21 protein-coding genes and 1 riboswitch are annotated in these 21,873 nt (G+C 30.5%); of the genes, 4 read left to right on the top strand and 17 right to left on the bottom strand.

What is annotated here, in order from left to right; genetic code table 11:
* Positions 1-92: 92 nt before the first annotated feature.
* From J3477_RS02670 to J3477_RS02705, 8 genes are all read right to left on the bottom strand, one after another.
* Complete coding sequence (locus tag J3477_RS02670) at positions 93-527, bottom strand: NUDIX hydrolase (protein ID WP_206868008.1); 435 nt, start codon at positions 525-527, stop codon at positions 93-95.
* 165 nt (positions 528-692) lie between these two features.
* Positions 693-1,550, bottom strand: a complete 858-nt coding sequence (locus tag J3477_RS02675) for a GNAT family N-acetyltransferase (RefSeq protein ID WP_206868009.1) — start codon at positions 1,548-1,550, stop codon at positions 693-695.
* A gap of 87 nt (positions 1,551-1,637) precedes the next feature.
* Positions 1,638-2,534 (bottom strand): sugar phosphate isomerase/epimerase, encoded by an 897-nt coding sequence (locus J3477_RS02680; RefSeq protein WP_206868010.1) that lies wholly within the window; start codon positions 2,532-2,534, stop codon positions 1,638-1,640.
* Positions 2,535-2,579: 45 nt separating this feature from the next.
* Positions 2,580-3,071: an NUDIX hydrolase gene (locus tag J3477_RS02685; protein ID WP_206868011.1), complete on the bottom strand. Its 492-nt coding sequence runs from the start codon at positions 3,069-3,071 to the stop codon at positions 2,580-2,582.
* Positions 3,072-3,110: 39 nt separating this feature from the next.
* A complete protein-coding gene (locus tag J3477_RS02690; RefSeq protein ID WP_206868012.1) occupies positions 3,111-3,386 on the bottom strand; it encodes a hypothetical protein in 276 nt (91 codons plus the stop codon).
* Positions 3,387-3,456: 70 nt separating this feature from the next.
* On the bottom strand, positions 3,457-3,675 hold the full coding sequence (locus tag J3477_RS02695) for a hypothetical protein (protein WP_206868013.1): 219 nt from the start codon (positions 3,673-3,675) through the stop codon (positions 3,457-3,459).
* 351 nt (positions 3,676-4,026) lie between these two features.
* Positions 4,027-4,347: a quaternary ammonium compound efflux SMR transporter SugE gene (gene sugE, locus J3477_RS02700; RefSeq protein WP_206868014.1), complete on the bottom strand. Its 321-nt coding sequence runs from the start codon at positions 4,345-4,347 to the stop codon at positions 4,027-4,029.
* A 50-nt stretch (positions 4,348-4,397) separates the two neighbouring features.
* Positions 4,398-4,501, bottom strand: a riboswitch (guanidine-I (ykkC/yxkD leader).
* 84 nt (positions 4,502-4,585) lie between these two features.
* Positions 4,586-5,209 carry a GyrI-like domain-containing protein gene (locus J3477_RS02705; protein WP_206868015.1) on the bottom strand — a complete coding sequence of 208 codons (624 nt, stop codon included), beginning with the start codon at positions 5,207-5,209 and terminating at the stop codon, positions 4,586-4,588.
* 388 nt (positions 5,210-5,597) lie between these two features.
* On the opposite strand from J3477_RS02705, the gene J3477_RS02710 reads away from it, so the two are divergent.
* Both J3477_RS02710 and J3477_RS02715 read left to right on the top strand, forming a co-directional pair.
* Entirely contained in the window at positions 5,598-5,984 is a 387-nt protein-coding gene (locus J3477_RS02710; RefSeq protein WP_206868017.1) for a YhfM domain-containing protein, read from the top strand.
* A gap of 64 nt (positions 5,985-6,048) precedes the next feature.
* Positions 6,049-6,627, top strand: coding sequence for a DJ-1/PfpI family protein (locus J3477_RS02715; RefSeq protein ID WP_206868019.1), 579 nt, complete (start codon positions 6,049-6,051; stop codon positions 6,625-6,627).
* 286 nt (positions 6,628-6,913) lie between these two features.
* On the opposite strand, the gene J3477_RS02720 is transcribed toward J3477_RS02715, so the two are convergent.
* Entirely contained in the window at positions 6,914-7,279 is a 366-nt protein-coding gene (locus tag J3477_RS02720) for a DUF4180 domain-containing protein (RefSeq protein ID WP_206868021.1), read from the bottom strand.
* A 735-nt stretch (positions 7,280-8,014) separates the two neighbouring features.
* On the opposite strand from J3477_RS02720, the gene J3477_RS02725 reads away from it, so the two are divergent.
* Positions 8,015-8,458, top strand: coding sequence for a MarR family winged helix-turn-helix transcriptional regulator (locus J3477_RS02725; protein ID WP_206868023.1), 444 nt, complete (start codon positions 8,015-8,017; stop codon positions 8,456-8,458).
* A gap of 221 nt (positions 8,459-8,679) precedes the next feature.
* On the opposite strand, the gene J3477_RS02730 is transcribed toward J3477_RS02725, so the two are convergent.
* On the bottom strand, positions 8,680-9,729 hold the full coding sequence (locus J3477_RS02730) for an ATP-binding protein (RefSeq protein WP_206868024.1): 1,050 nt from the start codon (positions 9,727-9,729) through the stop codon (positions 8,680-8,682).
* 484 nt (positions 9,730-10,213) lie between these two features.
* Here J3477_RS02730 and J3477_RS02735 point away from each other — a divergent pair, with 484 nt between their 5' ends.
* On the top strand, positions 10,214-11,362 hold the full coding sequence (locus tag J3477_RS02735) for a methyl-accepting chemotaxis protein (protein ID WP_206868026.1): 1,149 nt from the start codon (positions 10,214-10,216) through the stop codon (positions 11,360-11,362).
* 183 nt (positions 11,363-11,545) lie between these two features.
* Here the strand turns inward: J3477_RS02735 and J3477_RS02740 are convergent, their stop codons facing one another.
* From J3477_RS02740 to J3477_RS02770, 7 genes are all read right to left on the bottom strand, one after another.
* Positions 11,546-11,812 (bottom strand): hypothetical protein, encoded by a 267-nt coding sequence (locus J3477_RS02740; protein ID WP_206868028.1) that lies wholly within the window; start codon positions 11,810-11,812, stop codon positions 11,546-11,548.
* A 137-nt stretch (positions 11,813-11,949) separates the two neighbouring features.
* Positions 11,950-16,419, bottom strand: coding sequence for a coiled-coil domain-containing protein (locus tag J3477_RS02745; protein ID WP_206868029.1), 4,470 nt, complete (start codon positions 16,417-16,419; stop codon positions 11,950-11,952).
* Positions 16,419-17,159, bottom strand: coding sequence for a DUF6063 family protein (locus J3477_RS02750; RefSeq protein ID WP_206868032.1), 741 nt, complete (start codon positions 17,157-17,159; stop codon positions 16,419-16,421). Before J3477_RS02750 ends, J3477_RS02745 begins: the two co-directional genes overlap by 1 nt.
* The gene (locus J3477_RS02755) at positions 17,159-18,658 is read right to left on the bottom strand and encodes a replicative DNA helicase (RefSeq protein ID WP_206868035.1); all 1,500 of its coding nucleotides are present in this window, start codon (positions 18,656-18,658) and stop codon (positions 17,159-17,161) included. Before J3477_RS02755 ends, J3477_RS02750 begins: the two co-directional genes overlap by 1 nt.
* Positions 18,659-18,875: 217 nt before the next feature.
* On the bottom strand, positions 18,876-19,652 hold the full coding sequence (locus J3477_RS02760; RefSeq protein WP_206868037.1) for a hypothetical protein: 777 nt from the start codon (positions 19,650-19,652) through the stop codon (positions 18,876-18,878).
* 386 nt (positions 19,653-20,038) lie between these two features.
* Positions 20,039-21,556 (bottom strand): hypothetical protein, encoded by a 1,518-nt coding sequence (locus J3477_RS02765; RefSeq protein WP_206868039.1) that lies wholly within the window; start codon positions 21,554-21,556, stop codon positions 20,039-20,041.
* A 104-nt stretch (positions 21,557-21,660) separates the two neighbouring features.
* Positions 21,661-21,831 carry a hypothetical protein gene (locus J3477_RS02770; protein ID WP_206868041.1) on the bottom strand — a complete coding sequence of 57 codons (171 nt, stop codon included), beginning with the start codon at positions 21,829-21,831 and terminating at the stop codon, positions 21,661-21,663.
* Between the last annotated feature and the right edge of the window lie 42 nt (positions 21,832-21,873).

Here is a 21,873-nt window from a genome sequence, read left to right on the forward strand (position 1 = left end):
ATTGAAGTTTTCAATATTACCTTTTTCACCTCACAATTTAATATTAAAAACTATCTTATATATTAGTTATGTCTTCTTATTTTCATAATGTATTAATTTGTTTTGATATGTCCAGAAAATTCAACTGCTTTATTAAACAATATATTATGGATTGAGGGATACGTTAAGTTTTCTGGTAATTCTTCGAACAATTTTAATTCTTCAATCTCTGAATTTGGCAACTGTCCAAGTTCACTTATTTCAGAATAAAATAGCAATCCATAAGACTTTCGATTATTAATATTTACTGAGGAAATACATATTGGAAATAGCCTAAACTTTTTTGCTCCTGTTTCTTCAAATAATTCTCTTTCAGCAGTTTCAGTTATAGTTTCATTAATCTCATGGGTTCCTCCAGGCAGCTCCCATGTTTTCTTACCTTTTTGGCGTACAAATACCCACTTTCCTTCATATCGAGGTACAATTACAGCACATAAAAACATATTATCATTCATTTGATATAATTCAGTTAAGCTTACCTTTATCATAGTCCTCTTATCCTTTCAATATTGAATTTTCCATCTTTCACCACAATAATTTATCATAAAAATAAAACTAAAATTGGACCAACACCAAAGAGACATTAGTTAGTTTTGCGTAAATCAAAGCTAACTAATGTCTCTTTAGGCAACTATAAGCATATATTACTAAACTCATTTATTTAAACAATCATTTATTAATCTTCTACAATCCTGCGCTTGTACAACTTCAAATCCAGTATTAAAATATAATTTTAATGCTCTATCATTTTTTGCTAACGCATTTAGATTCACACCTTCTAAACTTTGTTCTAGGCCTCTATTCACTGTGAACTCCAGAATTTTTTTACCATAACCTTTTCCTTGGTACTCGGTATTAACAAACAGTAAATCTATCTCAGCATTTTTAACCATTGAAGCACCTACAATTTCATTACCTTCTAAAAATAGATGAATATAATCTTTATTAGCAAATTTTGCTTTTCTATCATTTTCAAGCGCTTTACTACTAGCACTTAAATACCAATTGTAAGGCTTAATATCATTTTCCTTTCTTAATGCTTCAAAAGCTTCACTTTCAAGTTTTGCTTCCTCTTCGTAATATTTATCTTCATATTTTACTGAACAAATATTTGATTCATCAAATTTAACTCCTTTGTAAGAAAATCGGTATACAGAATACCAATATTCAAATCCAATCATATCAAAAAGTTGCTGCCATTTTGAATTATCTTTCACATGATAGGTTGTTATAGATCTTATAGAATTTTCAATTAGAATCTTTTTTGCTTCCTCCCAAAGTTGTAAGCCTACAGGCAGTATTTGCTCATTGCTTTCTGCTCCCATTTCAATAGTACAAGAGCTTCCACCTATCATTATATGAATAAAACCTTTAATAACATTGTTATCCTCATAAACAAGAATCTTTGATGCAGATTTTAAAGTTTCAATTTCTTCTGGCATAGCCAAATATTCAAGAGTATATAATCTAATAATTTCATCAATATCCGATGCTTTATAATCTCTTATCATGTTTATTCTCCTTTACTTTTCACTAATGTAAAACTTATTTACCATGAAGTACTACTATCTTCACAAAAAAGTCACTATCTGATGCTTTTATTCCAATATAGAACTGACCCAAGAATAACAACTATCTAGTTCCTCATCACTTATTAAATCTGATCTATGCTCAAACATTATCTTTATATTCTTATTTTCATTTTTTATAATTCTTAAATAATCTTCAATAGGTGCCCATCCATCATCTACTTTTAATCTTGGCAGCGCAGGAAAATGACTATTTTCTAAATTACCAGATACCTTAACATTCCATAAATGCACTACTTCAGTAAACTTAGCCAATCTTAAAATAATCTCCCTCTCGTTGAAATCTTGATCAATCCTTCTTTGTAAGTGAAGTCTTCCTGTATCTAAACATATTTTAATTGCTTGGTACTTTTCAAGTAATGACTCAAGAAAGTTATCCTCATAAACGTATTTATTTAAAGCGTCTAATTCTAGCACAGGGATAAAATTATATTCAAAACTTTTTTCTGATAACCATGCAAAGAGATTTTCACTTAATCTTTTAAATTCACTAATGGTGTACTCTGATTCATATGTATATTCACTTTTGTCTGCAAATCTCCAATTGCTCATATCAAAGTCCTTTTTCAAAATTGCTGGTTTTGGATAATGGAATAGAATGTATTCTGGTTTGATTTCCTTGCTGCTAATGTAATTGAGCTCTTCTTCTATATATTTATAAGCCTTTTTCCTTGCAGCTTCATCTAATGATAAAAACTGTGGATCTCTCAAATCTGATATCCCAGACCTTAAAGGAAAATGTATCCCAAATTTAAATTCATTTTCTTCAGTTACTCTGACTAGTTTTTCTATATCTTTTTCATCTTCAAAAAGACATACCTCTATTCCATAAAAACCTTCTCTAAAATCTCTATGAAACTTTCTAGCATCAAACTTTCCATGCATTCCAATCATAAATTTTCTCATCAAATTTCCCCTTTGATATAAATACTTGTGTGCAGCCATACATCTTTAATCTTGTTTGTACACAAAATGCTTTACTTCATCTAATTCCTCATAAAGATACTCTTTTGCTTCAATAGGATATAATTCTATGTTTTTTATAGCTTTAGTACCAACCCATGAAAATTCTAATTTGAAAGATTCTCCCTCTAATTGTTCAGTACCAAAGAAGACTCCTTCAAGTGGTATGTTGGTTTTGTCAGTTAATGAAACATCATAAAATAAACATATTTGATGACAAGGTTTGTCCCCCCATGGAAAGAATATTTCTCCAACCCATCTTAATTTGTCTACTTTAATGTCTACATTTATTTCCTCTTTAAACTCACGAATTAATGTTTCTTCATTTGTCTCACCAAGTGCAACATGACCTCCAGGAATTGCATAACCAGTGTCTCCTAATGGCCTTTGCAATAAAACTTTTCCATTTTGCACTAACAATCCTGCAACTCTATAACTGAACACATATTCCTCTGTTTTAAATATAATATCTTTACTCATTTTGTCTCTCCTTATTTCTATTCTTTGACTTGAGTTAATTTATTTGGATATATTGTTATTAATAAAAAGGTTGCACCAAATGCAAATATCCCTTCTATTATCAATTACTTTGCTAGATTTAAAGTCAATTCCAATGTCTGAAAACCACCCTAAATACCTCTTAGCATATTTATCACTAATCTCAAAGAAATCAGGACTAGAAGCTATGAAAACAATCTTGAAATTATTCTTTATATCAATAAGTAAGTTATCTCTTACTTCAGCTGTAAATCCTTTATACATATCAAAATCACTAAACAAATAATAAGAACTCATAATAATTTTCCTCTTTTTATTATTTCGTTATGAATATTAAAAGAATTTTACATACTTAATGTTTTAATCCCTACGGCTTTTTAACGAAAGCTTTTATGCTCTCAATAAATAGAAGAACACATGTCACTTCAACTATTATAAGTCCCAAAAGAGACATACCTTTCATTACCCCATTTAAAACAAACCCAAAGACGTTATCTAGAATATCATAACTAGATATTATTGTATTGATATACACCAAAGCTACTCCTGCGATTAGTCCTCCAAATAACTTAAGACTTTTTTCCATCCTATCCTCTCCCCTTTTTGAAGTAATATTCATTTAAACATGCAAGTGGCCTTCTCATAAATCTTTTATAATCATATATTAATTACTTGTAATTATATCAACACTCTCCAATTTATTCCATAGAAATTATACTTAGATTTAGTTTATTATCTAAGCCAACTTCATAACCTTTTACGGTTTAATACCATATATTATTTCTCATTTATAGTTTTGAAAGCTTGAACTAATTGCTGAAAAGCCTTCTCCAAAAACCAAAAGCCGTGTATAAAAAGGAAAACATTCTCCTTTATTTACACGACTTTTATAGGTTAGAATTCATAATGCTGCTTTTTATAGAAATTTCTCAAGTATCTAACTGTGAGACACAAGCTTTAATCCTATTATTCCTGCTACTATGAATGCAATACAAGTTAATCTTATGATGTCCATAGGCTCTTTAAATAATATTATTCCTAAAATAACGGTTCCTATAGTACCTATTCCTGTCCAAATTGCATATGCAGTACCTAGTGGCAGCTCTTTCAGTGCTAATGATAAAAAATAGAAGCTTGCAATCATGCCACTTACTGTAATTATGCTTGGTACAAGCTTTGTAAATCCCTCTGAGTACTTTAATCCTACTGCCCAGCATACCTCAAAAAGACCTGCAATAATTAAGAATAACCATTTCATATACTTCACTCTCCTTCAAATAAAAAAAGCCATGGTTGATATAATTAAATATCTCCCAGGCTTTTGTCCTTCCGTGAACACAGCAAGCTGTGCGTTTTATCTTGGACCAGACCAGCTTCAAATTTAAAACTGCGGAACCCTATAAAACTTTATATTATTAAATTTCTCTTGATGGCTATAATGTTATCAAAAACAACTAGCTTAGTCAACATTGAGGTGTATATAACTTTTATATTTATTATATATGGTGAACCCTATATCTTAAAACGGTTTTTAATTTAGATTTTTCAGTTTTTCTTGCATCTGAAATATAGATTTCCCTATGTTCTAAAGTTGTTATTTCAAGATCATTTTCTTTTATAAACTCTTTCATTTGTTCAAAGCTTTGTGGTTCGTCGTCATATGAACCCATATGAATCATTTGAACTGATAATCCATCTTCCATAGTTTCAAAAGTTACATCCTCTAATAAAGGATGTGGTTTTTTCTTCTTAACATTTTCAAATGCTTTTTTCACTACTTCCTCAGTCACAAAATCAGGCTGTCTAATCATTATGGTATACAGCAATTCATCCTTATTCAAAGTATCAGATTTTCTTCCTTCCTCAGTCAAATCCCATATCCCTTCAAGTGGATAAACGGTGTATTCAAAATACCCCTCTGGTGTGTAGCCTTGCTTTGGCATCATTCTAACTGCATAGGCTAACGAATATAATACCCCTATTCTTTCAGCGAAATCTTCATCGTTAGGATTTCCTTTTCCTCTTATCATAAAGAATTTTTGCTTCGGTACTGTAACTAAATCTGGCTTATTCTTTGGTAAATATAAATTTTTTTCTTGCTTTTTCCACTCGTGTTTCACAATTACCCTCCTTTTTATCTATGAATTTAAAGTATACTAAAAAATATTTTAACTAATAATGGCACTTTGATAGATTTATAGCTCCTATTTAGAACTATCTATAAGATATCACACTTAATACGTCATCATACTGTCATATTACAATAAAAATCCTATAAATATCTAGTGTTTAGTATATAATAACCTCTTCTTTATATCCTTGTTGTTATTATTAGACATGTAAAATCTAGAATTATTAACTATATAACATGTGTACTTTTTAGGAATAAATGTTATAATAAGGGATATTTAAATTCAAAATTTATAATAAGTAAAGTAACGATACTATAACGAATGCTAGATGTAATTCTCCATTATATTTTAAAATAAGATTTTATAGGTGATTATTATGAAAAAAATTTTTCTACTCTTACTATTTTTTATTGTGATAACTGCATTATTTGTACTATATATCAATAACACTGCGAGTAAGAGTAAAGAAATCAGTTCAATTGAAGTAATTAGGCAGTCGGACAAGAAAAAATGGACACTTTCAGATAAGAATATTATAGATAAATTTGCAATGGCACTAAATGATAAAAAGAAAACTTATGCAAAGCTTGATATACGCCCTTGTGATTATTCTGTAACTATAAATTTTAAAGATACTTCGTCCGAAGATTACATGTTGTGGGTAGACAAAGATATAAATGTACAAGGTGTCTTAATGAATGGAGCTTCAATTTGGTTTATAAATAGAAATTCAAATCCTATTTTTAAGGAAATTTTAAAATAGCACTAAAACATCTATAGTATTACTTTTAAACTAAAATTTATATCAAGGGATTGGAGGATATTATATGGGAAAAATATTGGTGTTTATCTTTGATGCAATGGCAGATTATGAAGTAACCTTTATCACTCATTTATTAGGAACCAGTGGGGGTAAAGAGATAATTACAATTGCATATGAAGATAAAATAATCAAAAGCCGTTCTGGATTTATGTACAAACCTGCAAGATTAGTTACTGAAGTGTTGGACGAAGATGTAGATGGCTTAATTATTGGCGGTGGGTGGTATGGAGACACTAGGCCTGAACTAATACAACTAATTAATAGTTTGAATTCAAAGAATAAATTAATAGCAGGTATATGTGGTGCAGGTACAGTTTTTTTAGCCAAATCAGGTATTCTTAATAATGTAAGATACACTACCCCTGCTGTTAAATGGACTGAAAATCACATTAAAGTATTTGGAGAGAAAGACCCTTTTCCAAGAGAAAATTTCGTTAAAGCGAGAGTTGTAAAAGATAGCAATATTATAACCGCCCAAGGAACAGCTTTTATAGATTTTGCTATAGAAATATATGATTGGTTCAATCTATTTGAAGATCAAGAGGAAAAAGATGAGTTTGTTAAAATCATTAAAGGATTATAAGATATTATCTTATTGCTACTTTTAAAAGTAAATTAGATTTGAACCTTATTAATGAATTTCTTGTAAGTTGAAAGGCAACCTCAAAGGGTTGCCTTTATTGCATCGTATAATAAAGATCTACTATATCTTAATTCAAAATTATATTAGTATACATCTACAAATTTGAATTTATTTAATTAATAGTCTTTTTCATTTTGCATATTTTTAATAAAATATATCATAGGAATTAAAGTAAATACGAACTCCACAGTAAAAGCAACAACTAACCATATCTGCAAACTCGTATCTACACACTGCTTAACTTTTCTAAAGCTTCTTTTTCACTGCTTAAAAAGAATATATTCTTCCCATTATTGCTTTCATATATAAAATCTTTAAGGCTTTTACTTGTATAGCCCGAAAAATCTCCTACTATTGCAAGCTTCATACGATAGTTTATAAATTTTTGAAGCACTTCACCTGCTAATTTTGTTTTTAAATCAAAGAATTCTTCTACTATTGATGACTTATCCAAAATCATCGCATCGCTACCAGACTCATAGCTCACTGTAGCTATTAAATCCAGGGCAGATTGAAGATCTGTTATCAGCACTTCACTACTTTTTACAACAGCTATTTCTACTTTATTTTCAACTACTTTGTTAATTTCCATAGTATCTCTCCTTTTACTTGTCAATTGAGCCTAAAAGTTATGTAGCCTTCTTGCTGTGGCCAATATCTTTATTACATGCTTTGAGTAAAATCATTAAGTATGAACAACTCTAATCATAAAAATAAAACTTCTAAAAGTCTATTTTGCTCAGCTTCATCATTTTTCCCATCTGGTAATAAGTGAAATATAACTTCATCTTTCTTCCACAAACCGCCAATAGAATCAAGCATATACTCAGCTCATTATCCATATGATACCATAATCATATTTACATATAAAACAAAATAATATTTCTTTTCGTAAAGCTAGGCTGAAACAGTGTATTAGATATACTATTAAAAAAGCCTTATATTATGTATTAAATAAATGTTGTTACTGCTATATAAAAGGATAAGCTATAAAATATCAACATTTATTTAATACAGAAGCTAATAGTATAAAAAATATATACAGATTGTATTGTACCAATAGTGCATTTGAGTAATTATATTTATGATGAGCATAGAAATTGCATTATATGAAGTTTAAGAATTGAGATAATAGAAATTTCAATTAACTATTTTATACTGTGGTGGATATTTGTTTCTTCATTATGTAACTGCAAATAAGTAACCTAAATTGGTGAAATATCCGCATTAAGTAGTCATATTAATATTGACATTGACAATTAAATAATTTAATATAGTTCATATATGAATTGTTCAATTATGAACTATATTTCAAGGAGGTATTTTTATGGATTACAAGGATTCCAAAGCAAAGCAGGCTGCGGAGGTAGTTCAATCATTTATGATGGTTAGCAAAACTTTAACAAAATACACACAAAAGAATGCTAATAGTTTAGGTTTGAATTTGCAGCAGTTAGGGGTTTTAAATACCATATATTCTTCTCCGTTAATAACTCTTAAAGAAATAACAGAGAAATTATTCATTCCTAAAAGCACAGCAAGTGTTAGCGTCGAAGAGCTTGTTAATTTGGGTTTGGTTGAACGTAAATCATCAGAAGAAGATAGACGTCAAATCAACTTAATTTTGACTGACAAAGGCATGGAAATATCAAGAAAGTCAATTCAAAATCCTGCCTCATATATAGCCATGGTTTCTGCACTTGAAAAAATATCAACGGAAGATATAGACTCACTTCTTCGCATTCATAAGGAACTGTCTAAGTTTCTATAGTAGAATAGCAAAAATAGTTATTTTCAAAATGGACGCAATTTTTTTAATTTAACGTCATCATTTAGTTCAGGGCTATATTGTGCAATTAATTTTATATCTTATGTACGTAAAAAAAGATGTACTACTTTAAATCGAATTTACTTTAAAGTTCTCACTGCTCTTGATAAAACAATAAAAGTAATTTCTACTAAAAAAGTAATACATCTATATTTTTATTTCTATTAGTTATCTGTCATTTTGCTATGAAGATATTCTTCATATAACTTATCGAAACCTTTTATACCTATAGCTTTTGCAGTACTTTCATCATAATATTCTTTGAGCTCCTCTACTTTTCCTATAGGCATTTCATATTGTATGATTATTGTACTGCTTAAGAAATACATTTTGTTTTCCTTAATAAACTTTATAACTTCTGTGAATAGCAAGTCTTTTTCTTCTAAGAATTTTGCTCTTTCTCCATGATAAGTTACTTCTACTATACAATCTGAATAGGTGTGCTTTGGTTCATTTAATAGAGTCCATTTAACCTCTTTGTTTTTAATTCTGTCATATTCAATAAAATCATTAATATATAGGTCTATCCCTGAAGCTTCTTCTTTTGTTCCTTTATATAGAACAACCTCATAACCGCCTAATATCTTGCAGGAGTTTAATTTTTTGGCCTTAATATTTCTCACCGTTACTTCTTTTTCATTAACCAATATTATAAGTTCATCTTTTTCGATAAACTTTCCATAAATTCTTCCGAGTCTTGATACAATATTATCTATATAGTAATCACTTTCTAACTGCTTCTTTATATTCTTTTCTAAGTCACTAATTACTATAACAGTTCCTTCTACCAGCTTCGAATTATACGCTATGTTTTCGCTTTGAGACTGAAGCTCGTCACTAATTAAATTGAGATCTAAGGAAAACTTTCTTGAGCATCTCTTCTTGTTTGAAAATATCTCTATTTTATTACCTAACTTAAAGAAAGACTTTTTTATGCCTAATCCAGAGATATGATCTCCATTTTCAAAACCAATTCTAAAGATATCTTCATCTGTGATCTTGCTATGGATGCCTCCACTATTATCACTGATTTTTATTGAATCATCGGTTATATTTATATTAATCTTACAGGGATTTTTACTAATTGTCACTTCTCTTCTAGCATTAATAGAGTTATCAATAAACCTACTTAGTGATTTAGATATATCTTCTTCCTCAACTAAGTTTTTTCTTAGGAATTTCTTATCCACTATTACCCTATTTAAACTTACCATGATTCTCCTCTAATATTAAGTAATCTAGTATTACTATATGCTGAGGATTTTATTTTGCTACTGATGTAACCTTTACATTTCCTAATAAAATTTATATTTTCACACTCTATTAAAGTACTATTTTGAAATTAATGTATATCTTGTTTATACATATGAGTGAGCACTTGTTTAAGACTTTCACCTAATGCAGTCTTTCAAAAAAATCAAAAAACTTTTCCTGACTTTAATACTCATATGTGATTCAATTCAAAAAATGACAATTATTTTTTAAATAGTTACAAAATATTTGTCAATCTATGATGTATTTTACATTATTTTGTTGTATAATGAATAAGTATTAATTTAAAAAACTTTCTGTGCATACACTTTAACGCCATTAAAGTTACATTCCAAGCTTTCATTTATTTAAAGATAAAAATACTAAACAATGATTATTTAAAAATCAATATCAGAAAATTTAATTACTATTAAGGGAGAGTATTTTATGATTTTATCAAAGGCAGTCGAATTTATTAAAAGTATGTGTGACGCACAAGCAGATATGATACCTGGTGGTGTTATATACGTAATTACGAGTAAGGACTCTATTGTTTGGCGAAAAGCTTCAAGCGAGTTTGATCTTGGTATATTTCAAGTTGGCGAAAAGGTGATTTCAAATAGTATGGCAGCTAAAGCCATGAGAGAAAAAGAAACCATTACAGCAAATGTTCCACGTTCATTATATGGAATAAGGCTGAAAATCACCTCTGAGCCTATAGTTGATGATGAATACCAAGTTATAGGAGCCTTCTCTACTATATTCCCTGTGGTTCACCCTGTGATAAAAGCTTTTAAAGACTTTGCGCCAATTTTATCTGAGATGTTTCCAGATGGTGCAGTGATGGCAACTTCAGATTTATCAGATTTTATCGATATACAGCACTCTAATGAGTTTAAGCTTCCTCAGTTAAGAGCTGGACATCCACTAAATGAAGGAGGAGTTGCAGAAATATCTATAAAAACTAAAAGCCCTGTATCTAAAGAATATGATAATTCGTTCTATGGTGTACCAGTTTTATCTGTTGGTTACCCTTTGTTTGATGAAAACAACGAAGAAATTGTAGGAACCTTTAGCTTGATTATACCTAAGGTAACTGCTGAAAGGCTTAGGGAGATGTCAACTAGCCTTGAAAAAGGCTTATCAGAAATAGCATCAACTGTTGAAGAATTAGCATCATCTGCATCAAACATTCATCTAAATGAACAGGGGTTAAACAACAGTATTAATGAAATAACACTTTTGTCTCGTCAAATAAATGCAATCTCTTCATTTATAAAAGAAATTGCAGATGAGACAAAGATGCTTGGTTTAAATGCAGCTATAGAAGCTGCAAGAGCTGGAGAATCAGGAAGAGGTTTTGGAGTTGTAGCAACACAAATCAGAAAATTATCAGAACAATCGAAAAGTACTGTTCCTACAATTCAAGAATTAACTAATAAGATTATTTCTAAAGTTAATGAATCAAATATAAAGAGCCAAAGTTCCCTTTCTTCAAGCCAAGATCAAGCAGCAGCCACAGAACAAATGGCAGCAAGCCTCGAAGGAATAACTTCAATGGCCGAAAAGTTAAATGAAATTGCTCTGAAATTATAATAAATACCTTCTGTGTAAGTAAGCTCTATAGATACTGCAGGTAGCTTCTTCATTTAATTATCAATTAAAAAAGTCAAACCACATATAAACAAAAAATTTTATGATTATATGAATATACATAATTCCAATGAAAAATAGCCTGACATCAACAATTAACAGATGCCAGGCTACAATTTTCTAACTTTAAGCACTCATTTTATAAAGATACCACTTACATGTATCCTTAATATATTTGAGTTCTATATTTTTTTGTACTTCATTAATAGTACTTATACATGTGAATACAATAGTTTCTATTCTATCAATCTTTATTTCATCAACCTTTAATATCTTACTTATAGTAAATACACTGTAGCTTTCATCTTCTGCAAACACTCTAAATCTTACCGGTACTATCTTTCCATCTTTATTAAAGGCAGCTACCATTTCAATATTTTTGTTTAACACCATTTTCCTCACCTCAAAATCTTATCAATATCATTATATAAGAACATTTGTTCGCAAGTCAAGATGGTGTATAAAATTTTCCTATTGACAAACATACCTAGGTAGCTAAATCTATAGATTATATAGTACTTTCTATTGTATTAAGCTTCGTTATTCTTAAACAAACTTTCAAGGTCGAAGCCTAACTGTTTAGCTTCACCAAGTCTTATTAAAGCATCAGGATCATTGTCTCTAAAATATGTATGTTTTATTTCCCTTTCCTTAGTCATTATTTGAGTACTATTGTCCTTAGAACTTCTAAGTCTTAAGCTGTACACAATAGGGAAATAGGTTCTTATGAACTTTCCTTCTGCATGGGCTGTAAGGGCTATTATTTGGAAACCTAACTGCTCAGCTATGAAGAAAACAGGATCAAGGACGTGATCACTGGAAGCTTTACCAAATGGATTATCCACAATCACAGTTCTATAGTGTCTGTTAGTTGGCATTATCTGCTTTCTTTTTTCAGCTAGGTAGTTCAATATGCCTAAGAATAAGGACATATTCTTACTCCACTTTTCTCCTCCTGACCAAGAATTAGATACTTCCCAGGAGAAAGGTGCACTTCTCATTTTGCCATCATTGGTTACTTTTCTACATTTAACTTTTATAGTATCCTGCTTCATCACAATTTGTAATAATTGCTTAGACTTAAGCCATTTTTCAATTTCTTTCTTTGCTTGGTCCGCTAGTTCCACTCCATTTTCATCTTTAAATTTGTCGCCTTCAAGTTGGTTCAGCATCCAATCAATATGCTTTGCCAGCTCTTCTTTTCCTTCTTTTTCATCCCACTCTGGTACATTGAAAATGAATACGTCCTTCCATTCCTCTTCAACCTTTATTCTTGTCTTTTTAGGAATAGCTTTAAGTTCTTGAACCATTGTAATTAGATAAGAATGTAGTTGATTAATAAACTGCTGCACTTCCTTATCATGTTCACGAATATCATTTTGAGCAATGTCTATGGTTCGTGATATTCTTTCATTCATCATCTTCTGCCATTCAATGATATCCTTATAGGTATTTTTAAATCTCACACCTGAAGTAGCCATTTCTTTAAGCTTTACATCAAGGATTTCACTTTCGCAGAATTTTACAAACAGATCTTTTTGTGCTTCTGTTTCTAAGTTCTTTTTATCTAAGATTTTCTTTGACTCTTCTAGCTTTTTCTTTGCAGCTTCAACAATCCCTTTTCTGTTATAAGGAATATTCTGCGCAAGCTCCTCTGGAAGTTTACATAACTGAATCTCTTCACTTAAATAAGCATAACTTGCATTAAAAAGCTCTAGATTTCTTAAGATATTCAAAATGTTTTTTTCTTCGTTATCTAATCTTTCTTTTTCACTAGATAAATAAGCTCTCTTCTTCTTAAGAACATCCTTCTCTTTTGATAGCTGTGGCTTTATAAGCTCTAGTTCCAAATTGAAATTGATTATTTCCTTATAGTATTTTAGATAATCCTCTTTTTTAACTTCGTAAAGAGTTTTACTCTTTTCAAATCTTGTTTTAGCTTCATCAGCTTCACCTTTTAATTTTCCTAAAGGTTCTTTTAGGTCCTTTATTTCATCAAGCAGATTGGATATTTCCATATCCCCACTAAGAGGAAATTCTAGGTTTTCATCTACAGCAACTTCTAGTTTTTTCATAAAGTCCTGTAGCTGCTTTTCATGATTTTTCTTTAGACTTAAAGAGCCTTTTAATCTCTCCTCTAGCTGCCCTCTATTTTGCTGCTTATTATCAAGCTGATCTTTAAGGATTTTTCTCTCTGCTTCCAATACTTCTTTACTTAAATCAGAAAACATCGGAGATAAAGCTCTTACTTCTTCGTATAGTTTTTCAGTTTTTAAAGAATTTATATTGATTTTTACACTATTAAAATCTCTATCTAACTGAGTTTTAACTTCTTCATTTTCCTTCAAGGTTCTCTCAGCTTTTATAGTTTCCACTTCTATTAGCTCTAGCTCTGTGTTTATAAGGCTTATCTTAACTTCATTTTCTTCTTTTTCGCTGCTCTTATTTATGGACTCTTGTCCCTTTATTGCCTTATCCTCTAGATTTCTCTGCTTTGTACTAAACTCTTTTACATCACTGTCTAGCTTTTTTACTTCAATATCAATTTCATTTAGTCTAGCTTCACTACTCTTTATTGAATTAGTAACTTCTTCTGCTTTTTCCTTAAGGCTTTTTTCAACCTTTAAAAGTTCATTATAATGGTCATATTGATATTTATTATAAAATATAGTTATATCTCTATGTAAATCCTGGCACTGACTTAGCTCTGCTTCTTTTTCTTCACGAAGCTTTGTAGTTTCATCAGCCTTAAACATAATATCTTTTTGCCAGTTCTCAAAATATGTTTGATTTATATTATTAGACCAAATAAAAGGATATATTATGTTTTCATTTATTACATCACTTTCTCCTAACGCTTTAGCCTTAGCTTCTCTTTCACTAAGTATTATAATAGGATGAGATATGTCTTTTACACTTTTACTAACCTTATCCTTAACCTTCTCTACCTCTTCATCTGAAGTTATTAAACTCAAGGCCCAATAAGGATAGTTTTTAAAAAGCTCTTCTTCCGGCTTTCCTTCTTTTCTGCATATTCTTTGAATATACTTTGTACCACTTTCTAAATAATTAAAGCCACTTCTCCATTGGTCTATATTCTTCTCCAAAGCAGGGTCTGCTGTATAATATTCACTTTCCTTATACTCGTCAGCATATCTATGAGCAAGTCTTTCATTTAATATAGCTTTTTCTTTTTCTTCCTTTAATTTATGAAGCTTACTTTCTACCTGAGTAACTATGGTACTTTGCTTTGAATATATAGAATCTGCCTCAAAGCTTAGCCAGCTACTTCTAAATTCTTTTATTTTACTTAATAGCTCAACCTTGTTATCATCTATGTTCTTAATCTCGCTAGTTAAAGCATGTCTTTCTTCATTAACCCCTTCTAATTCTTTTCTAAAATTAGTTAAAGCTTCCTTTAGGTTTTGCTGTTCTTCATTAAGACTTCTTTTCTGATTGTTAGTTTCAAAGATTTTATGTTCAAGCTCATTTATTCTATTTTTCCATATTAAGACTTCATCTTTTATGTTACCTTCATTAGGATTGTCTAAGATTGCTTTATTGATTTTATTGATATCAGTAGTTAAGTAAGAAATTATACCTTGAAGATTGCTCTTATTATCCAGTAAATTTTTCTCTTTAGCCCTTATCGCCTTTAGTTCCAGCTCACTAGCCTTAAGCTGCTGAACAATATTATTTATCTGACCTTCTAATAAATTCTTTTCTTTTTCTAAGTTTTCTTCCTTATCTAAATAGTACCCTCTTATTCTTTTACTATTTTCTTCTAGCTTATCTTTTATATCTTCAACAGCCTCATCCTTATCTAAGGCTTCTAACTGGTTATTTATAAGTTCAATACTTTCAGCTTCTATTTTTATGTCTTTTTTATACTTTGAGATTTGAAGTCCTGAATACTTGCTTTCCTTCTCAGCCTTTGCAAGATTAAGTTTGTCATAACTTTCAAGGGTTTGTTTGTAGTATTTCTCTTCCTTAGCCATGTTATTTTCATAATTTTTTATGTCGTAGGATAAGTTTTTCTGTTTCCAAAGCTCTTGTTCCTCAGATAAAGTAATGGTTTCCTTGTTATTCTTTTCAAGCTTATCCTTTATGCCTTCGGCTTCTATCTTTATGTAATTATCCAAAGCTTTTAAAGCTTCCTTTGCCTTTATCTCTTCAGCTTTAGCCTGATCATACTCTTCAAAAACTCTTGAATATAACTCTATCTGCTCTTCAACTTTTTTGCTTTCTTCTATTCTTGCATTTAACTGTTTATACTTTTTAAAATGTTCTCTTTGTCTTTCAAAAATCTCAACAAAATCCTTAGTACCTTCTCCAGCCAAAGCTTCTTCAACAGTAGGTATAAGGAGATTATCTACTAGCTGACCAGTGGTCTTGCAAGCATCAAAAAAAGCTTCTACTCCACCTTCTGCTCCATTTATTAAAGCAATTTTCCTCCACTCTGAAGGTATTATCTTAAAATTATCTTCTATGTAAGTATGGTATTCCCTGACTGTCTTAAAGGTTTTAGCATTCATTCTGTTTTGGCTCATATAACCATAGTATTCTGCCATTTCTTCCTTAGTGGACGGCCTCATGCTTCCATTGATGCTTTCTCTTACAAATGGAAGCTTATCGATGGAATTATCATCATTTTCTATGTATTCATAAACATACTTATGAGAATCTATAGACTCCTTATTCATAAATAAGGTCACTGCTGTAACCGCATATCTTCTAGGTCTTTCGTTTAATATCCACTCTATAGCAATATGTGCTGAGGTATTTTGCAGAGCTAAGGTATTTTTCACCTTTCTATCTGCCACCTCAATATTTGGAAGTATTGCTTGCAACGCTGTCTGAACAAAAACAGTTTTTCCTCCGCCATTTTCAAGAAGTATAGCTCCGTTATAGCTGTCAAACTCAAAAATATCATCATTATATCTTTTTTCACCGTTTTCATACACCACATTAGTAAAACGAATTTTTGAAATCGCTGGCATTACTTTTCGTCCCCCTTCATCTTGTCAATGTTGTACAGAAAATCAAGTATTCCTCTGTTGTAATCATACTCCATGTAATATCTCTGAATGATGGTCTTAGCCTTTTCCGTAAGCTCAAGCTCTTCATTCCCAATATCCTTTATAAGTTCTTGATCCTCAAGAAACTTTTTAACAGTATTTAAAAAGCTCTTTCTACTTATGGTCCTACCATCTTGAGCCTTTACTTTTTCCTTAATTTCATCCATATCAGTCCACTTTTGAATTATAGCAGACCAATTATATTCAAACTCTTGATCTAGGGCTTTAAGCTTTTCCTCTTCATGCTCTGTTAGTATAAAAATTCTCTGATTCAAGCTATCTAACCAATCAGTTATGGTAATAAAATCTCTAGTTGCTTCATTAGTTTGATAACTATCATAGAAATCACCAAATAAAACGATAATTGATAAATACATAAGATATAAATCCAAATTTACAGCTTTACTTGGGAGATATGCTTTCCTTATAGCTTCATTTGAAACGTGGAAAATAGACTCTTTTGCAATAGGAATCATATAGATTACTTCCCCAGAAGAAAAGATAGTACAATCTACCTCTCTAGCAAACTGATCTACCAGTCCTCGTGTAATATCGTCTGAGGTATAAAGCTTTAAATCCTCTTTTTCTCCGTATCCATTCATAGCTAGTGTAGAATATAGCTTGAAGCTTTGCATTACTTGCTCATTGCTATAAAGTGCCATTAATATTCCTCCAATCTAAAGCTCATATTCTTTATTTCAAATCTCTCTGTAACCTTCAGTATAGTGTCAAGTTCTTCAACATAAAGTTTCTTTCCCTTTTTAATTAATAACTTATAAACTTGTCCAAATATACCCTCTTCTTGATCCTCCTGCACTTCCATAACCACAGGAGATTTTTGATGCAATATAATAAAGAAATCATAAAAACTACGGTGATTTAATATTTCATCGTAAGCATTATTTTTCATAAACTCAATTATTTTTTCAAGAGTTATTTCGTTTTCAGCCTTCATCGCCATAAGTATTATAGAAGCAATAACCTTATAATTGTTGCTTTGAAGCTTAAGATCAAGCTTTGCCTCTTCATCACTAGTTACAGCTAAAAAGTCATTTATTCTTTCTTCTTTATCAAGCTTTTCTATCTTTTGATGAGAAAATACCGTTAAAGGAGACCATACTTTGCTTTTTTCTAGATACAGAAACGGTTCAATAAGCGTTCTTGTTTCGTTTAATGGAATAGGTGACGAAAATACTCTGCTGGTTATTTCTTGATTGAAATTGAAAGAGTCTATCCCTACATAATATAAGGATTCCTGAGCTGCTTGAAGTGCTGAAGTCTTAAGAATAATGCTATCTTTAAAGAGTAGTCTATGGTTGTAATGAACCTCTCCTAGCTCTTTATCTATCTGTATGATAAGCTCATAAGCCTTTCTATCTTCGCTTTTACTTAAGTCACTTGCTATCTTTTCTCTAGTTTCTGTTACGAAGGTTTTTAATTCTTCAAACTCTTCATCTTCCATTTGCAATCTATTATTTATATCTTCAATTATATTTTTATATCTTTCATAGGTTTCATTAGATACAATATTTCTATTGACCTCATGCTTAATCCTAACTATTCTATCCTGCAGATTCTTAACATCCAGATTCATTTCATCTATCTGCCTTAAAGCTCCAGAAAACTCACCCTTCTCAAGCTGTTTTCTTAGTACTAGCTGATTTATAGAAAGCTGAAATTCATTAAAATACTCTTTTGTGGCAAAGATAAGCTCAAGCCCCTGCTCATCAAGAGTATAATACTGAGTGTTGGTCTCAAGGTCTGCCTTTGCAGCCTTTAGCACTGAATACTGTACAGTTTCCTGCTTCTTAGTCTCCCAATTGAAAAAGGTCTTTGAATTTCTTTTTCCTGTAGGAGGTCTAAAGGTATCAATAATGGTTCTCGCAACCCTCTCAAAACCTATGATATCCATAGTTATTTCATCTTTACTTAGCTCCTGTAAAAATGCAGCCAGTTCCTTTACTCCTGTTTTCTTATTTCTTATAAGCATATTTTCAAAAAAGAACAGTAAGGTTAAAAGGCCAAAACTAAAATAATCAACCTCTTTTCCTTTGTCATCCTTCATTCCCTTTCTCGATAGTGCATATAAAGGATCAAATAGAGCTAGTCTTTGAATTCTTTCCCTATAGTTCTCAACTACGTTTCCTATGTTTATTTCCATGCGCTGTTCCTCCATATGTGCTGAAGTTCTATTTTTCTTAAGCCCTGTTGTGGCACTAATTGCTCATTTTTCCACCTGCAATTTTTGTAGTTTTGTTATACATATATTTTACCATAAAAACAAGAAAAACACTAACTCTCTACGAACTAGTGTTTTCATATACTTCTTAATTATAAATTTCTTATAAATACTTATCCAAATCTTCTACTGATTCTTTTTACTTCGAAAATTTCTTATCTATAAAGTCAAAGAATATGTTACTTGTAAAAGCACTAAATCCAACTGAACCAATCTTTTGCTTCAATTGATTTTTAAAATCGTCAGTAGCTTCATAATCTTTATATGCATTTCCAAAATAACTATCAATATTTTTCTCCATTTTTTCTAGTAGACCTAAGTCACTTGAAGAAACAGTTTTTGAGTTTCCTGTAATTAATTCTGAGGTTATTCCTTTTAAGCTTCCATGTTCTTTATAGTATTTTCTTGCATTATCAAACATATTTCTTACATCGTTACGGAGTTGGTTTTCAGTTTCCGTGTCCATTGACTCATAAGTTTTTTTATTGTCAGCTCCAGTAAAATCTATTCCTAAATTATCTTTGTTTTCTATAAACCATATTTTATATTTCACTGATGAAGCATACAAGTCTGCGTTCATATTAAAGGATTTTTCAAGTCTTTGTTTTTTCTGCTCTTTTACATCATCATCTAAATCAGCTTCATCTATTCGATTTAGTATTTCATTATACTTAATCACTGTACCATTTACATAGCCTTCCTTATCCTTAGCCCCTGCATTTCCAATTTCACCTGTCCAGTCAAACATTTCCTTAAAATCTTCTGCAGTAGAAAGTTTTCCTTTTTCAGATAATATTAAGTTATCTTTTAAATAATTCAATTTATCTTCTTGAAGTTTTTCTTTATCCTTATCAACACTTCTATAGTTTGAATAATTTTTCGTTTGTATTGTTGTACTTACTTTATTTATCTCCATTTAACTTTAGAACTTCAATAAGCCCTATTCCTCCCTAAAAATAGATTTATGAAATATACTTGTCCAAGAACCGCAAAAGCGCAAGATTCTCTAACAGGTATAAAGAGTTTTATATAAGATTTTGCTGCTCTGATAATAAACACTTTAAATTTCATCTATTAGATGTAAGAGATATTGATAATCAAAGCAGCATATCTAAAAACTTACATAATATGCACAAAGTTACCATTTACTTTATTATTCGTTTTTCGTTTCAGATACTTTATAGAAAAATCATTTAGTAACAAAATTTATTTAAATAAAGAGTCGTGATTCCATCAAAATCTTCATTTAGAATTTAAACACAAAGGTAATTAATATACTTAGCTTTAAAAATTCTTTAATAATTAATTTTGCAATAGATTGCTATTATAAGTAGATGGATATGGTTTTGTTATTGTATATGATTGATTTCCATACATGTAGTAATAGTTTGGATACACTAGGTCAATAACCTTTCCAGTATCAATATCTATTACTACTTCAGCCATTTTGCTTGTATAGAATGCTTTTTCTCCAGCATATGCTCCACCAGCATATCTGTTTACACTTAAGCTTGTATTAAATACAGTAAGTAAAAGAGCCTTATTCCTTGAACCACCTCCAGCAAAGTTTGTTTGATATTTTATAAAGCATGGAAGGTCTGTAGAAGTTTGATTTACTTCACTTTGATATATTGCAACATTTTGCTCTGGTCTTTGATATAAATTCATATAGGTATCTATCCAACCTGCAGAATTCACAACATGGTTTTCATAGGAATACGAAAAATTAATAGGATTTCCATTTACATAAAAGTTAGTTCTTCCAGAGTCTACTTGAAAAAAGCTTGTAAGATCGTTTGTATATACAACAGTTAATAGATTACTGTTATAACCTACTGAAGATAACTGTAGATTGTAAGGATTACTATTATTAAAGCTACCATCACTGCTTGCAACTACGAAATAGTAAGTACCAGCATTTAAATCATAAGTTGTAGCAGTATTTATTTCTGAGAAATTTGCGCCATCTGTGCTTATATAAGCTTTGTAACCACTTCCTGATGGCTGAGTGAAATTAAACTTTGCCATTCTTTCACTGGTAAGCTGTGCTTTATAGAAATCATAATCATAAGGATTATCTATAGCACCATTTATATTAAAGCTATTATTGCTTAGCGTTGTAGCTGTAGCAGCAGTGTCATTAAGCTCATTATCAATATAGCTATTTGCTCCAAAGCTTAATAACTGGTAGCTTCCGCTTCCTTGATAGCCACTAACCATAAAATAATATATACCTGGTCCTACAACATCATCTACAATTTCAGATTGTCCTATAGCACTTTCTGAAGCCTTAACTAGATTAAGCTGCATAGTTGTTTGATCTAATTTGAAAAGATATAAATCAAAATCAGCATCTGCACCCATAGTTAAATAAGTTGCTATTCTAGTATTCTTATCTACAGCTAAATTGTACCAACGCTGCTCACCCTGTACTGAGATATTTCCATTAATAACAGTTTGAAAATTAAGCAGATATGCATTATTTGGATCAGTATTTTCCGCTGCTTCTGCAGCAAAAGAAGCTATTCCGCTTTTATTTTTTTCTAATGAATATTTTTCTTTAGCTTGTCCTTTTTTAGTTGTAACATTTTTAGCTTTTAGTGATAGCTTCGCTTTATTAAGCTTATCTAAATCCTTTATGCCTTCTGCAGCTCTTAATTCTTTATCGCTTAGAGGTTTCTTATTCATCTTAACTTTACTATTTTGCTCTAAGAGCTTTGTACCTTCTTTTAAATCAGCTTTCTTTTCATCAGCAAAAGCTACTGTTGTTGATGAAAAAACAAATAAAGTCATAACCATAGCTATTATTTTTCTTCTCATATTATATTCCCCCTTGTACAATACTTTTTTAATTTTGTATAAACGGTAACTTTGTAACTATTATACCATGCTTTAGTAATTTTTGGGAATCATTTTCTGTTTTATTAACTTTTATTCATCATAACAGTTTCATTTTTTTTATTTTCCGTATCTACCTTAACTTCTTCACAAGACTTTCTAAACGTAGTTGAGGTTGCAGCAGAAACTGTAATCACAGATATCATTAAAACATTCACTGAACATTCTATTGGAACAAACGACTTAAAGATGTCCATAGAAGAAACAAAGCCCTTACCCTTAGAATTGATAATAACAAT

This window comes from Clostridium zeae, assembly GCF_017312485.1.
GTDB lineage: Bacteria > Bacillota > Clostridia > Clostridiales > Clostridiaceae > Clostridium_AR > Clostridium_AR zeae.